Raw genomic sequence first — 13621 nt, forward strand, 5'->3', positions numbered from 1 at the left:
TGCCGGTAAACCACTGGCGGCAATCTTGACCAGTACCGACATGTCGTGATTGCGTGCGACCTCCGACTGCGGTGTGCCGGATTCCCAACCACGCGTCCAAGAACGGCGTCACCCACTACTTTTGTCGGGAGCCCCGCTGATCACGCGGGGAGCGGTGCCCGCCCCGGGCGGCGGGCCTGGATCGCAAGCGTGGGCAAGCGGCTATAAGGCGAGGTCTGAGCGATGCAGTGTCCGACGTGCGGGAATGACACGCCTGGGACGCTCGGCAAGTGTTCGCACTGCGAGGCGCCGATCGACGTGTACTCGGTCGGGCCCGCCGTCACGCTGGCGGCTCCGGTCGCGGAGGCTCCCGCGGCGGGGGGCGCCGAGGCGCTCGGCGACCGGACGATGATGGTGCCGCCGCCCACGCCGTCCTGGGCCCCGAGCCCGCAGCCGCCCGCGGCGCCCGACCTGGGGATGCGGCCCGGCCCGCAGGGCATGCCCGACCTCGGTCCGCAGGGCGCCCCCGAGTCTCCGGCGCAGCCGCCGCTCCAGCTTTACGCCGAGCCGCCGGCTACCGCGTCGGCTCCGACGCCCGCCGTCGCGTCCCCGCTGCCGTCCCCCGGCCCCGAGGACACCGCGGCCTGGACGTTCGACCCCAACGAGGACGACGACGCGTCCGGCGGCTTCAGCACCCCGCCCCCGCCTCCCGCGTGGGCGGGCGGGCAGCAGGCTCCGCCCGCGAACGACCCCGCCCCGCCGGCCCCGGGCGGATCGAACCCGTTCGGGCTCCAGGAGCAGCCCCCGCCGACTGAGTCGATCGTCCCGGACTCGTGGTTCGCGCAGCCGCGCAAGCCCGAGGGCGAGGCCGACGCCACGCAGGTATGGGGGCAGCAGCCGCCCGGCGCCGCCCAGCCTCCGGCCTTCCCGGACCCCGAGGCGACGCAGCTCGCGCCCGGCCCGGGAGCGGCCCTCGCCATGCCCGGCGACCAGGGCTTCGGCGGGGACTTCGACCAGACGCGGATGGACCCCGGCTACCCCATGGGCGGCCCTCCCCCGATGGGCGGCATGGGCCCGGGGCCGATGCAGCAGGGGCCCATGCAGCCGGGTCCGATGCAGCAGGGCCCGATGGGCCCCGGGATGCAGCCCATGGGCCCGATGGGTCCGGGCGACCCCGCGTTCGGCGGATACCCGCCGGGCCAGTTCCCGCAGGGCCAGGGCAAGAGCGGGACGAGCAAGCCGCTGATCGCCGCCGTCGCCGCGCTCGTCACCGTCGCGGTCGGCACGGTCGCGTTCGTCGTGTGGCCGTCCGGCGACGACTCGCCGTCGGGCCCGGGCCCGTCCCCGGCGGCGTCCCAGAAGCAGGTCGCGCAGAAGAACGCGATCCCGCCCGAGATGAAGCAGCAGGCCGCGGCCCTCAACGGGATCCTGAACGACAGCGTCGACACCCGCCGGATCCTCGCCGGGGCGCTCGGCCGGGCCGGCAAGTGCAAGACGCTGCCGCAGGCGATCCAGGGGTTCCAGACGGTCGCGCAGCGCCGCACGAACCAGATGCGCCGCACGCAGAACCTCAAGGTCGACAAGCTGGCGAACGGGGAGCGGCTGCGCGGCTCGCTGAACCAGGCGCTGGGGGCGTCCCTCCAGGTCGACCAGGTGCTGCTCCAGTGGGCGCAGGCGAACCAGCGCAAGTGCAAGGGCAAGCCGCGCCCGAGCGCCGCGCAGGTTCCCGGACGGGCGGCCGCCGAGAAGCGCGCGACACTGGCGAAGAGGCAGTTCGTCGTCCTGTGGAACCCCGTCGCGAAGAAGACCGATCAGCCGCAGCGTAGTTGGAAACGGGTGTAACGGTCGGTCACGCAGTATTCTCTGACCGTTCGTTCTCACGGGGCAGGGGGCCGTCATGCGGTGTCCGAATTGCGGAACCGACTCCGCTTCGTCGTCGCCCAGTTGCGTGCGTTGCGGAGCGCCCCTCGACGCCCCGCCGGGCGCCGACGCGACCGTCCAGGACCACACGTCCCGCGACCCGTTCGGCGCCCCGCCGAGCCCGCCGGGCGCGGACGACGCGACCACCCAGGACGAGACGCTCCGCGCCCCCTACGGGGGCAACCCGTTCAGCGGCGCCTCCATGGGAGAAGGCGCACCGGGCGGAGGTGCGCCGGGCGGGGGTCCCGTCGGCGGCGCTCCAGGAAGCGGCGGCGGGTTCGGCGGGTACGCGCCGGGCGGAGGCCTTCCGGGCGAGAGCCCGGCGGCGGGGGGTGTGCCGGTTCCGCGCGATCCGGTGCCGCCGCCGTGGGAAGGCCAGAACCCGGTCCAGTGGGAGGCGCAGCCCGACCACACGCTCCACATGCCGCCCGCCGAGGAGCGGACCACCCACCTCTCTCCCGAGCCGTGGGCCGACCCTTGGGCCGAGCCCGCGATCTGGCAGCCACCGGCGCCGCCGAAGCGCAGCACGCTGCCCTACTTCCTGGGCGCGGCGGGTGTCGTCCTCCTCATCGGGCTGGCGCTGGGCATCGTGTTCTGGCCGAGCGGGTCGGACTCTCCGCCGCCCACAGCCTCCGGGCCGTCCACGGGGCAGAGCCAGGGCGCGGCGTCCGCGTCCGACAGCCCCACGAGCGGCGGCGACCTCGACGCGCAGGCGGCCGTCGTGAACGGCCTGCTGGACGACATGGGCGGCACCCGCTCCGAACTCGGCACCGTCGTCACCCAGGGCTGCCCCGTCGACGGCGTGCGGCGCGTCCTCGACCAGCGCCGCGGCCAGCTGGCGAAGGCGCGGGGCCTGGAGGTGGGCGCGCTCCTCAACGGCGAGGAGATGAAGGCCGCGCTCGTCCGCGCCCTCGAAGCGTCGACGGAGTCGAACCAGCGCTACCTGGCCGCCGCGCCCGGCTGCCCGTCCGAGGGCGAGGTCGCCGACGTCAACCAGCGCGCCAGTTCCGCCAAGAGCGAGTTCATCGGCTACTGGAACCCGGTCGCGGAGAAGGCGGGCCTTCCCGCCCGCGGCGAGAGCGACATCTGAGTCACTCGGGCTGCGGGTTGAGGAACGGAAGACCCTTGTCCGGGTCCTCGAACGGTGTGATGAACCGGTCGTACCAGCTCAGGACGGGTTCCAGCCATTCGGTGACGCGCATCGTCCCGGCGACGTGCTCGATCTGCTCGTCCTCGTCGACACCGATGGCGACGACGACCAGGTCCTGGAAGAAGCCCGCCTGGTCGTCGTCGCCGTAGAGGGCGGTCCCGGCGATGGGGCGGTTGCGTTTCAGCTCCATCGACAGCGGATGGCGGCGCAGGGCGCGGAGCCGGTGGCCGAGCTTGGCGTCCGGCTGCTGCTTGAGGCCGGGCAGCTGGTAGTCCAGCGGCGGCGCGGGGGCGTGCTTGTCGGGCGCGTCGCCACCGTAGGGGAACAGCCTGTCGAGCTCGTGCAGCCACCTGACCTGCGGAATCACCCAGTGCGGCCCCGGGGCCCCGCCCGGCGCGCCGCCGCCGAGCAGGCGCTGCGCGGCCTCGGCGGCCGCGGCGGTGAGGTCGGACGGGGGATAGGCGGTGCGCAGCCCCCGCGACCGCCGGGTCACCGCCCGTTCGAGGACGGTCGCCAGCGCGCACTCGCGGAGCCGCGGCGTGAGCCGCGACCAGGAACGCGCCAGTTCCGGCGGGACGGACGGGACCGGGCGGTTCACCGCATGCGCCAGGACGAGCGTGTCGGCCCACAGGCGCAGCCACGCCCAGTCGGCATGGCCCGCGATCAGGTCCGCCTCGCGCAGCTCGTACAGGGTGCAGGCGCGCCCCGACCGGCACTCGCACCCGCAGGCGGCCGAGCGCCGCCCGTCCACGGGCGGGGGCGGGCCGGGCAGCTCCGCCTCGCGCCCCTCGCCCAGCGGCACCCGCACGCGCAGGGGGCGGTCCATGCCGTCCGCGAACACGGCGGCGACGCCCGGACGCAGCGACACCACCTCGCGTGACTGGTCGCCGTCCAGGTTCATCGCCGCGCCGACCTGGTGCCGGTCGTCGAACGCGGGCAGCCGGTGCACGACCTTCAGCGCGGTGTTCTTGATGACGTCCGGGACGAGCTTCGTCGGGATCTGCTCGGCGACGATGATGCCCTCGCCGTACGCGCGGATCTCGGCGAGCATCCCGGCGAACAGCTCGACGGCGTGGGAGCTGCCCCGCTCGGGCCCGCGGTTGCGCAGCAGCCGGTGCGCCTCCTCGATCACGATGACGTGCCGCAGCGCGGCGCCCGCGGCGCGGTCGCGCTTGCGCTCGCGCATCCGCAGGTGCTCGACGATGCGGATGATGAGCGTCCCCATGAGGAACGCCTTGTCCTCGTCGTTCGCGACGTCCTCGATGGCGAGCACGATGTTGTCGCGGAGCATCCCGCCGATGTCGGCCGGGTGGCCGCCCTCGAAGAACCGTCCGGCCGACCCGATGCGCAGCGACCGCAGCCGGACGTCCACGAACCCCTGGACGTCCGCCATCAGCTCGCGCCCGTAGCCCACGTCCTGGATGACCTGGAGCGCCGCGTTCTGCAACTGCTCCAGCGTCGGCACGGCGGGCTCGATGAGCGACCCGGGGACGCCCCCGCCCGTCACCACGTCCCACCCGTTGTTCTCGTAGACGCGCTGCAGCGCCTGCGCCATGATCTGCGGGAACGGCTCCTCGGCGTCGAACGCGGCCTGGAACAGCGCCCGCACCATGTCGATGTGCGCCTGGACGGGGTAGCCGGGCTCCGGCGCGAGCGGGTTCACCGACAGCGGCACCGAGTCCGGGTCCGAGGGGTTGACGACCGTGACCGGCCCGCCGAGATCCTGGATGCGGCCCGCCATCGCCGCGTACTCCGACTTCGCCGGCTCGATCGCGAGCCACGGCACGCCGGCCCGGGTGAGCTGCTCCAGCAGGTGCCGGACGGTCTGCGACTTGCCCGCGCCCGTCGCCCCCGTGACGAACACGTGCCGGTTGATGGTCGAGCGCGGCACGGTGAACCGCCCGACCTCGCGGTCCTGGCCGTCCAGGATGGCGCCCAGCTCGATCTGCGCCTCCCCGCTCGCCGGCGCGGTCTCGGACGTCACGTCGAAGTACCCGGCGTCCAGCACCCGCAGGCCGGGCACCTCCCGCCGCGGCAGCCCCGCCAGCGCCGCGAGCGCCCCCGCCGTCGCGACGAACGGGAACCGCTGCTCCGGCTCGGCCGCCGCCCGCACCGGCGCGGGCGCCGCCCCCGGTGCCAGCATCTCCGCGAACGCCCCGCTCCCCTGCCCCGACCGCAGCCGGTACGGATGGTGCCCCAACTCCATCGACCCGACCAGCACGGGCGCGATCTGCCCCAGCTCCGCCTGCGACGCCGCCCCCGCGACCACCCGGACCTGCCAGAGCCCGGCCTCGCGGAACGCGTCCAGCTCGGCGAGCCGCCGATCGGCCCGCGCGACGGCGAGCCGAGCGTGCTCGTCCTCGCCCCGCCGCAACATCCGCAACTCGTGGTGCAGCTCGCGCATCTCGCTGTCGATCAGCCGCTCGTCGCACGGATCGGCGACCACGAACCACCCGAACGGCCGCTCCATCAACGTGACGAGCGTCGCCTCGAACAGCCCCGGACCACCACCGGAGCCCTGTGGCGCGAGCCGTCCGGGACACCTCGTCCACGCCATCCGCTCGGCCTGCCGCAACCACCCGTCCCCGATCGGCACACCCCGCGCACCGCTCGGAAACAGCAGCCCATGCGTCTCGGCCCCGGCCTCAGGCGCCCCGATGGGCCCCGCATTCGTGATCAGCTCCAGCGGAGCCCCGCCCCCCGCCGACAACCACCCGACAACGAACGGCCGCCCCAACCGCGCCGCCGACAAGGCCGCAGGCAGCACACTCACAAAGTCCCACTCCGCGGACCCCTCCCGCTGCGGCGCCGGAATCGCCTGAATCCGATACCAAGGCCCCGGCAACACGAACGGCCTCCCCTGCATGACCGCCGGGGGCCCACCCTGCTGAACCCCACCACCCCACCCGTGGGGCGGCCGACCAGGACCAGAAGAACCAGGGGGCATAGTCACCCCAGCATCCTTACGCGCCGCCGACCCCCACGCCAATGCCCTTCCAGGAAGACCACCGGCCCGGGATCAGCCGTCCCGCCCTGAACGTCCGGCGCTCCGAGCACTGGCGGACGCCCTCCGCCGCCAGATCGCCGAGCACGTCATAACGACCAGGAGCGGCACCATGACGAGACTCGGCGGCCCCGTGTCGACGACGACCGCCATCACCACGAACGCCACCGCCGCAGGCAGCGGCGGATAAAGCCGCAGAAACGATCCGCTCCGGAGGACCTGCCCGAAAGTCTCCCGCCGCCCCGAATCCTGAGGTTGAGGTAGGCCACCGCGGCGAATGGCGAACTGCAACCCCGCCCCCAGGCCCACCATCCCAAGCGCCCAGCCGACGAACGCCGGAGACCCGTACGACACCACGCCGACCGTGACGAGCACCACGGTGACGACCAGCCCTACGACCAGCAGAAGTGCTCGCATCAAACCTCCGCCGACGCCAGGCCGGCCTCCTCCAGGAGTCTCATCCAACGGTCCCGGTGCCGGCCCCTCCGATCACGACGTCCGACGGCACGCGGCCCGATGACGGAGGCGATGAGCCGGGGATACCCTTCTCCCAGGACATGGAAGTCGAAGAACGTGACAATGTCGGGCGACAGTTCCGTGGTCTCGACCATTTCGACGTCAATGTGCTTGTAGGCGAATACGTAGTCGTCCCCGTCGCAGAAGTAGACGTCCCCCTCCTGCAAGTCGAGGTAAATGCCGCTGCCGCACTCGATGTCGGCAGGAGCACCGTAGCGTTCACACCCGATCGAAAGAGGATTGCCCAGCGGGCAGTTCGGATCGATGTAGCGGTCGCTCCAGGCCTGCCGGCCGGCGATCGCAGAGGGCTGCTGGAAGCGGAAGTAGTCTCCACCCAGCCGACGGAACAGACCGAACGTCTCCGTCACCCCCACCGGGAGCCCGGGGATGGGTTCCAACTCCTCCGGCTCCTCGATGATGGCGCCATAACCGTGCTCGGCCTCCACGCGTTTGAGCAGATCCAGCTTCGCCTCGATGCCGGCCAGCCTCCTGCCGCGCTCCCCGTCCATCGAAACAACCTTTTCCGTCGCCGAAGCCTCGCGCGGTGGCATCCTCTCACCTTCCGCCGGCGGCCCACCCTGCGGCACCCCGCCGCCCCACCCGAGGGGCGGCATGCCAGCACCAGAAGAACCAAGGGGCGTAGTCACCCCAGCATCCTTCCGCGCCCCCACCCCCAGGCGACGACCAGTACATCCTGCGCGGCGCAGACACTGACGCCGCCTGACTCACCCGCGCCGACATTTTGCTGCCGATCCCGCACGCCCAGCAAGGGCGCGCCAGCCCAGGCGCGACCTACCGAAATATTTGAAAATACTCAGCAAAGGATTCCATAAAAACTTCAGCCTGGCGCAGGACAAGAGGACTCTCCCCTCTCGACCTGGCTGCGATCGAGGAAAGGACGTCCCGCGCAGAAGAGGGGGATCCGGCCAGCGCATATGCAATTGCCAGCACTTCGTCTCGCCCCTGAGAACTGGGCTTGCGCGCCAGGCGGTCGACGAGGCCATCCAGGGTCCCCACATTCCGCAAGAAGGCCATCCCATAGGTTTCGATATCCGAGATCATCAACTCTTGGATACCTCGTTCATTCCGCGACGGGACAACTGACCATCGAAATATGTCAATGTCTCCAGGGAGCAACTCAGGGAGATTTGCTCCAGCAGATGGATTCGCATCAGCGGACAAGACGGGCAGCTTGAAGAATAGGGTTATCAGGCGATCTATCTCTTGATGGCATACGCCTAGAGCAGGGATGAACTTAATACTCCCGACGGAGGCCGAGATTCTAGAATTCACCTGAATCTGAAACTCGACACCGATGGAGAAATTCCGGGTCAGAAGTGCTGGCCGGGCGTTAGATACTTGCCAACCTCGCTCTCGAAACTTCTCCCCCACCTCTTCGATCCATCGTCGTTCCACTCTCCGCACCTCGGACAACTCCACATGTCCACCTCAACTCGCATCCGGACATAGGCTCCCTCCTTAAGGCCCGGGATCCGGCCGTCCATCAATTCGCACCGATATGATGGAGTTCAAGATACTCAGACTCCTGGCCCGGAGTCAGCCCGTCCCAGAGCGAGGTCGCCGACAAGATGGGCGTGACCAAGAGCCGCGTCTCCCAGATCGAACGCGGCGAGGTCTCCACAGTCGACGCCATCGCCCGCTACGTCCAAGCCCTCGGTGGGCAGATCCAGATCTCCCGCGGTGTTCGGCGACGACCAATACATCCTGCGCAACGCAGACACTGACGCCGCCTGACTCACTCCTGCCGCTGCCGATCCTGGGCCGCCCTGGGAGGTGCCGACGGAGCCGGTTTCACAGCGCGATCAGTCGACGTACGGGACCAGGGCTTCCATAAATTGATCGAACGAAGGCGCGAGGAGGGTGAGATTTTCCCATACCGGCTCCTCGTCACCCTCCTGCTCGTGGTCCCAGAAGTAGATTTCTCCCTTCATCCTCCCTTCCACTCTTATCAGGATGAGATTTCCCCCAACGGCTTCGGCTACCGGGAGTAGCTCCTTGGGATACCTACCGCTGTATACACCGAGGAACTCATCCATCGAATCTCCGCCCTCACTTCCAAGCGAGAGGAACGAAACAACCGCGATGCCGATCTCCTCCCCCTCGGGAGTCGCCAGATCATTGTCATGCACACGACCACCGTTCCGTCGGAGCAGGAAGCTTCGATAGTCGGATGGCAACTCCACGCCAAGTCGCCGCTCCAACTCGTCCAGATCACGAAGGCTGACCGGAATCCCTTCACTCACGAACTCGACGCTCATTTCCCCCGTCCACCCGTAGGCATGACAGATCCTCCCAATCTCACCACCTGGCGACCCCCAACCACCCATCCCCGATCGGCACGCCCCGCGCACCGCTGGGAAACAGCAACCCGTGCGTCTCGGCCCCGACCTCAGGCGATCGGCCCCGCATTGGTAATCAACTCCAGCGGCACCCCGCCCCTCGCCGCCAACCATTCGACGACGAACGGCCGCCCCAACCGCGTCACCGACGGAACCTCGTGGACGGTGCTACTTCAAGTGCTCTTCCAGGTCGTCAACGGCCCAGCCGGCCTGGCGAAGGATGGAGCGGAGGGTGCCGGGCGCAAGGCTGCGGTGAAGAGGAACGATGACGGTTCGCTCGCCATTGCGGTACTTAGCGTGACTGCCGCGGGTGGAGATGTGCTCGAAACCACCGCGCTCCAAGGCTTTGCAGACATCCACACCCGCCAGGTCCGTGGGAACGGCAGGGCTCACGCGACACGCCGCACTTCGACGGGGGCAGTGATCACCTCGGTGACCTCGGGCGCGGGAGCGTCCTCGAAGTAGAGTTCCAGTGCCTCCCGCAGGTTCTCCAGGGATTCCTCGATGGTCTCGCCCTGGGAGGTGACCTCGACCTGGAGGCACCGGGCCACATACCACTCGCCCTCATGAGTGATTGCGGCGGTCAGATGGAGTGCATCAGCCATGACGCCAGTCTGGCATGCACCGCCCTGCCCGGACAGCGGCTTTCCCTACGATCACACGTACTGGTACCCACGTTGACCTGCCGGAAGCCGACCACGAGGACTCTGTCGATACCGGCTCGCCGAACGCCGCAAGGCCGTCGGCCTGTCCCAGACCGAGGTCGCCGACAAGATGGGCGAGACCAAGAACCGCGTCTCCCAGATCGAATGCGGCGAGGTCTCCACAGTCGACGCCATCGCCCGCTACGTCCAAGCCCTCGGCGGCCAGATCCAGATCTCCGCCGTGTTCGGCGACGACCAGTACATCCTGCGCGGCGCAGACACTGACGCCGCCTGACTCACCTGCACCCCGCCGCTGCCGTTCCGGGCCGCTCTGGGAGGCGCCTCGATGAGGCTGTTCGGTAGGCGGCGGGCACGGACCCCTTCCAAAGTCGGGGGTCGGCTTCTCTTTTGCGCGCATCGGTGTGGCCTGTGGTGGGATGTGCCGTTCCTACCCCTGCCGCGATGCTCATCGGCATGAGCAGCGACACGCAGCAGACCGGAAAGAGCCGCACCACCGCTCGGCGCAGGGGCCGCGCGATCACCATCGCCGCCGGAGCGGCCGGCGCTCTGGTCCTGTGGGCCGTCAATGATCCCTGGGCCGGCAGCGCCCTCACCGTCCACCAGGGCGACTCCACCCGGCACATCGGTCCGGCTGCCGTCGTGGGCGCCGCGCTGGCCGCCGGACTGGCCGCCTGGGGGCTGCTCGCCCTGCTGGAACGCACCGTCCGCCAGCCCGCCCGGACCTTCCGGATCATCGCGCTGATCACGCTGCCCCTCTCGCTGGCGGGACCGCTGGGCAGCGGCGCCGACACCAGCAGCCGGCTCGCGCTGCTCGACATGCACCTGACCGTCGGGGCCGCGCTGATCATCGGACTGCCCCACCGGCGGAACCGCTGCTGATCAGCCGCCGGGCGTGCCCCCTCCGCCGGTCTTCATGAGGGGTCGAGGACGGCGAAGACGACCTTGCCGGCGTTGCCGGACAGGGGGCGGATGCCCCAGCAGCGGGCGAACTGGTCGACGATGAACAGGCCTCGGCCTGCTTCGCTGATCGTGTCGGTCTCCTGCATGCGCGGCAGGTCGTAGGTGGCGTCCTGGACCTCCAGCCACAGGGCGCCGTCGTCGGTGCGGCCAATGCGGAAGGTCACGTCGTCGTCGGACGCGGAGGCGTAGCGCAGAGCGTTGGTGACCAGTTCGCTGGCCACAAGGCACGGGACGAAGTCATCCATGTCCCACTGGCCGGTAACCAGCCGCACGAACCGCCGTACCTCGGCGACGACCTTGAGGTCGTTCTTCACCACCAACTCGTTCTCGTGACGCGCCGCCTCGCCCATGATCCTTCTCCTCACTCTCTGTGTCGAACACCACACAATTAGCAAGGTTGCGGAGTATCGTGATGTTGCCAGCTCACCTTGGCGACGACTGGCAACAGTCACGCCTTTCTGGCGAGGTGCTGAGGAAGGAAACGTTGCGCTCATGCCCCCACGACGCCAACGCCCCAAAGAGTCCCCCGCCCTGATCGCGTTCGGTGGACAGATGCGCCGGATGCGCGAGGGGAAGAAGATCACGCAACAGTCCCTTGCTGATCACACGAACATCAGCAAGGGCCAGGTAAGCCGCATCGAGAACGGCGCCAGGCGCGCGACCCGCTCCTTCGTCGAGGTGGTCGACCGACTACTCGAAGCCGACGGCGCCCTGATCAAGTTATGGACGGACCTGAACAGGAACGGCCACCCAGTCCCAATTTGGTTCGACTGGCCGAAGGTCGAGGCGGACGCGGCCACGCTGGTCTCCTGGGAGCCCATGCTCATCGCCGGCCTCGTCCAAACACCGGCGTACGCATCGGCTCTTTTGAATCACAACCAGGAAGCAGTAGAGGCGCGCCTCAGCCGCCAGCGCATCATCACCCGCAACGAGGAACGAGTTCCTCCAAACCTGGTCCTGCTGGTGGACGAGCAGGCGCTCTACCGTCCCGTCGGCACGCCTGAGACGACCAGGGAGCAGCTTGAACACCTTATCGAGATGAGCATGTTGCCCAACGTCACGGTTCAAGTAGTGTTGGCAAGTGGCGAGCATGACGGCAACATGGGCGCTTTCGTGATCGCAACTATGGACGACCGCAGCGAAGTCGCCTACATCGAGACCGCCATACGCGCCATAACAACGGACGATCCCACCGACTTGTCCATGCTTACGCGAACTCTGATTGCGCTTCGTTCGCGGGCGCTCACCGAAGACATGTCACGCGACCTGATCAGGAAGGTCATTCAGGAGAGATGGACCTGACGAACGCGAAGTGGCGGAAGAGCAGCTACACCGGCTCCAACGGCGGCAACTGCGTCGAGCTGGCGGGCGCGGCCGGGGCGGTGGCGGTGCGGGACAGCAAGGACCCGGACGGGCCCGTCCTGCTGCTGAGCCGCGCGGCCCTGCGCACCGCCGTGGAGTCCGCGCTGACGACCCGCTGACCCCGACCGTCCTCACCCCCACAACGCCGATTCGCGGCGGGTGGTCCAGGCCTGCCGTCCAGCCCCGGGCTGTGTTCAGCGAGGGGGCGGAGGCTATCCCTCCAAGTCGGCCTGCTGCAGGGACCAGGTACCCAACCCGCCACGGATCTGGAGGAGGGAGTGCCCTTTGATCTCGACGTCGCCCTCGTAGTCGCCGAACGCGGCGAGCACCTCTTCAGCTATGCCGAGGGTCGAGTGCAATTGATCGATGCCGAAGGGGCCTTCTCCGGTGTGCTCGACCCGCAGCCGACCCGATGCGCCGGTATAGAAGAGGACCTCGGCGGTGTTGCCGCCGATCGACGTGCTGAATGTCCGCAACTCCTCCAGCCCGGGGCCCGCCAGGGCCGTGCGCCCCTCGGCCGCGACGTCCCCCTGCCGCAGCAACGGGCTGACCACCACCGACCAGGGTGCTCCTTCGGCACCGATCTGCAACACCGAGTCCGTGGGCAGCGCGACCCGCCCCTTCCCGCCGGGCAGTGGACACAGCACCTGGTACGCCGACCGCTTCCGCCCCAAATTGGAGTCACGCAATTGAAGAGAAAAGGCGGTCGCACCTTCCTGGCGTATGACCGCGACTCCCGGCGGCCCTAGATAGTGGAGGACATCAAAGCCCGTACCTGTGGCCTTCTCCTCAAAGGTTCGCAGATCCTGGAGTGTGCGGAGAGCAGCCCGCCATTGACCGCTTGCCTTGATCTGGAGGTATCGTTCCGCCAGCGGCTCCCCGTCCGCCAATTCGCGGTCATCAAGCACCAGCCGCGATGGCTCCCCTCCCGGCTGAAGCGACGCCAGCCAGTGGTCGACCGCAGAACGCGCATGACCAGCCCTGACTTCGAGTGGCCCAGAGGAAAGATTCTCGAGTTCCACTACTAGCGGGATCACCCTATATCCGTCCACTTTTATACATGAGGTGCCAGCCCCCTCATGCACGGCAGGCAACCGATCCGGAGCCTCAGCCGGATCACGCTTCGAAAAGGCGGGCGTCAGCGGCGTCCATCCTTCGGGGCCCGCCAGGATCATGTCATCGACGCCGCCGGCGGCAGCAACGGAGCTCACCGACCCATCGGCCGATGCCCTCTTTCCGGCGTTGAACCGCGCTTCCCTATCCTTGTACCAGCCGGGCTTCATGCGTTCTGGGTACCCGGCATACTTCCAGTAGATGGGCGGGAGCATCGGCAGGAAGCCTGCCACCACGATCCATCCCGAGATCCTATCCAGAAGGGATCCCGGTGGGGCATAGGTGAGAATTCCCCCTAGGGCCAGCAATCCGAACCCAGCGGCACCGTACTTCAACCCCAATCCGGCTTCCCGCCCAAACTTCCCCATGTACGAGCCGAAGAGAAAATCCTTATGGGCATGAGACATTTTTCCGGACACGAACAGGTAGTGCCCGGTGAACGCGGCGATCGAGAACAACGCTGCACCGATTACGATCCATGCGGGAAGTGGCTCCGACTTCACCAGGCCCCTTCCTAAGTACGTCTCCACCGGTTGAACCAGCCTGCCGCACCGCTGCCCACTACCGCTCCCGGCCACGCCGCCGATCTCCA

At 68.8% G+C, this 13621-nt stretch carries 15 protein-coding genes and 1 pseudogene; 7 read left to right on the forward strand and 9 right to left on the reverse strand.

Annotated elements, in window-relative coordinates; genetic code table 11:
* The first annotated feature begins 222 nt into the window (after positions 1-222).
* Together K4S16_RS33375 and K4S16_RS44615 are read left to right on the forward strand one after the other, a co-directional pair.
* Entirely contained in the window at positions 223-1821 is a 1599-nt protein-coding gene (locus K4S16_RS33375; RefSeq protein WP_149263054.1) for a hypothetical protein, read from the forward strand.
* 106 nt (positions 1822-1927) lie between these two features.
* On the forward strand, positions 1928-2989 hold the full coding sequence (locus K4S16_RS44615; protein ID WP_160161113.1) for a hypothetical protein: 1062 nt from the start codon (positions 1928-1930) through the stop codon (positions 2987-2989).
* Position 2990: 1 nt separating this feature from the next.
* On the opposite strand, the gene K4S16_RS33390 is transcribed toward K4S16_RS44615, so the two are convergent.
* The 4 genes from K4S16_RS33390 to K4S16_RS33405 all read right to left on the reverse strand — a co-directional run bounded on the left by K4S16_RS33390 (position 2991) and on the right by K4S16_RS33405 (position 8009).
* The gene (locus K4S16_RS33390) at positions 2991-5645 is read right to left on the reverse strand and encodes an ATP-binding protein (RefSeq protein ID WP_235037228.1); all 2655 of its coding nucleotides are present in this window, start codon (positions 5643-5645) and stop codon (positions 2991-2993) included.
* 423 nt (positions 5646-6068) lie between these two features.
* A complete protein-coding gene (locus K4S16_RS33395; RefSeq protein ID WP_149263057.1) occupies positions 6069-6470 on the reverse strand; it encodes a hypothetical protein in 402 nt (133 codons plus the stop codon).
* On the reverse strand, positions 6470-7120 hold the full coding sequence (locus K4S16_RS33400; protein ID WP_149263058.1) for a hypothetical protein: 651 nt from the start codon (positions 7118-7120) through the stop codon (positions 6470-6472). Before K4S16_RS33400 ends, K4S16_RS33395 begins: the two co-directional genes overlap by 1 nt.
* Positions 7121-7361: 241 nt before the next feature.
* Positions 7362-8009: a hypothetical protein gene (locus K4S16_RS33405; protein WP_149263059.1), complete on the reverse strand. Its 648-nt coding sequence runs from the start codon at positions 8007-8009 to the stop codon at positions 7362-7364.
* A 149-nt stretch (positions 8010-8158) separates the two neighbouring features.
* On the opposite strand from K4S16_RS33405, the gene K4S16_RS33410 reads away from it, so the two are divergent.
* Complete coding sequence (locus K4S16_RS33410) at positions 8159-8314, forward strand: hypothetical protein (protein ID WP_200842265.1); 156 nt, start codon at positions 8159-8161, stop codon at positions 8312-8314.
* Positions 8315-8392: 78 nt separating this feature from the next.
* Here K4S16_RS33410 and K4S16_RS33415 read toward each other — a convergent pair whose 3' ends face one another.
* The 3 genes from K4S16_RS33415 to K4S16_RS33425 all read right to left on the reverse strand — a co-directional run bounded on the left by K4S16_RS33415 (position 8393) and on the right by K4S16_RS33425 (position 9534).
* Entirely contained in the window at positions 8393-8848 is a 456-nt protein-coding gene (locus K4S16_RS33415) for an SMI1/KNR4 family protein (protein ID WP_160161114.1), read from the reverse strand.
* 249 nt (positions 8849-9097) lie between these two features.
* Positions 9098-9322, reverse strand: a complete 225-nt coding sequence (locus K4S16_RS33420) for a type II toxin-antitoxin system HicA family toxin (protein WP_149263061.1) — start codon at positions 9320-9322, stop codon at positions 9098-9100.
* A complete protein-coding gene (locus tag K4S16_RS33425; RefSeq protein ID WP_149263062.1) occupies positions 9319-9534 on the reverse strand; it encodes a type II toxin-antitoxin system HicB family antitoxin in 216 nt (71 codons plus the stop codon). Before K4S16_RS33425 ends, K4S16_RS33420 begins: the two co-directional genes overlap by 4 nt.
* A gap of 124 nt (positions 9535-9658) precedes the next feature.
* Between K4S16_RS33425 and K4S16_RS33430 the strand changes: the two are divergent.
* Both K4S16_RS33430 and K4S16_RS33435 read left to right on the forward strand, forming a co-directional pair.
* Positions 9659-9868, forward strand: a pseudogene (locus tag K4S16_RS33430) (helix-turn-helix domain-containing protein); the annotation flags it as partial.
* Between the two features lie 179 nt (positions 9869-10047).
* Positions 10048-10473 (forward strand): DUF6069 family protein, encoded by a 426-nt coding sequence (locus K4S16_RS33435; protein ID WP_149263064.1) that lies wholly within the window; start codon positions 10048-10050, stop codon positions 10471-10473.
* A 32-nt stretch (positions 10474-10505) separates the two neighbouring features.
* Here the strand turns inward: K4S16_RS33435 and K4S16_RS33440 are convergent, their stop codons facing one another.
* A complete protein-coding gene (locus K4S16_RS33440; RefSeq protein WP_149263065.1) occupies positions 10506-10904 on the reverse strand; it encodes an ATP-binding protein in 399 nt (132 codons plus the stop codon).
* Positions 10905-11046: 142 nt separating this feature from the next.
* Between K4S16_RS33440 and K4S16_RS33445 the strand changes: the two genes are divergently transcribed.
* Positions 11047-11856: a helix-turn-helix transcriptional regulator gene (locus K4S16_RS33445; RefSeq protein ID WP_149263066.1), complete on the forward strand. Its 810-nt coding sequence runs from the start codon at positions 11047-11049 to the stop codon at positions 11854-11856.
* On the forward strand, positions 11847-12035 hold the full coding sequence (locus K4S16_RS33450) for a DUF397 domain-containing protein (protein WP_149263067.1): 189 nt from the start codon (positions 11847-11849) through the stop codon (positions 12033-12035). Before K4S16_RS33445 ends, K4S16_RS33450 begins: the two co-directional genes overlap by 10 nt.
* A 93-nt stretch (positions 12036-12128) precedes the next feature.
* On the opposite strand, the gene K4S16_RS33455 is transcribed toward K4S16_RS33450, so the two are convergent.
* Positions 12129-13532 carry a hypothetical protein gene (locus K4S16_RS33455; RefSeq protein WP_149263068.1) on the reverse strand — a complete coding sequence of 468 codons (1404 nt, stop codon included), beginning with the start codon at positions 13530-13532 and terminating at the stop codon, positions 12129-12131.
* Positions 13533-13621 lie beyond the last annotated feature (89 nt).

The organism is Actinomadura sp. K4S16 (genome assembly GCF_008327685.1).
Taxonomy (GTDB): domain Bacteria; phylum Actinomycetota; class Actinomycetes; order Streptosporangiales; family Streptosporangiaceae; genus Spirillospora.

Excerpts from the sequence above, each read along its gene's own strand:
- K4S16_RS33375 (WP_149263054.1), top strand. The coding sequence starts at position 223 with ATGCAGTGTCCGACGTGCGGGAATGACACGCCTGGGACGCTCGGCAAG.
- K4S16_RS33395 (WP_149263057.1), bottom strand. The coding sequence starts at position 6,470 with ATGCGAGCACTTCTGCTGGTCGTAGGGCTGGTCGTCACCGTGGTGCTC.
- K4S16_RS33400 (WP_149263058.1), bottom strand. The coding sequence starts at position 7,120 with ATGCCACCGCGCGAGGCTTCGGCGACGGAAAAGGTTGTTTCGATGGAC.
- K4S16_RS33410 (WP_200842265.1), top strand. The coding sequence starts at position 8,159 with ATGGGCGTGACCAAGAGCCGCGTCTCCCAGATCGAACGCGGCGAGGTC.
- K4S16_RS33415 (WP_160161114.1), bottom strand. The coding sequence starts at position 8,848 with ATGAGCGTCGAGTTCGTGAGTGAAGGGATTCCGGTCAGCCTTCGTGAT.
- K4S16_RS33425 (WP_149263062.1), bottom strand. The coding sequence starts at position 9,534 with ATGGCTGATGCACTCCATCTGACCGCCGCAATCACTCATGAGGGCGAG.
- K4S16_RS33435 (WP_149263064.1), top strand. The coding sequence starts at position 10,048 with ATGAGCAGCGACACGCAGCAGACCGGAAAGAGCCGCACCACCGCTCGG.
- K4S16_RS33440 (WP_149263065.1), bottom strand. The coding sequence starts at position 10,904 with ATGGGCGAGGCGGCGCGTCACGAGAACGAGTTGGTGGTGAAGAACGAC.
- K4S16_RS33445 (WP_149263066.1), top strand. The coding sequence starts at position 11,047 with ATGCCCCCACGACGCCAACGCCCCAAAGAGTCCCCCGCCCTGATCGCG.
- K4S16_RS33450 (WP_149263067.1), top strand. The coding sequence starts at position 11,847 with ATGGACCTGACGAACGCGAAGTGGCGGAAGAGCAGCTACACCGGCTCC.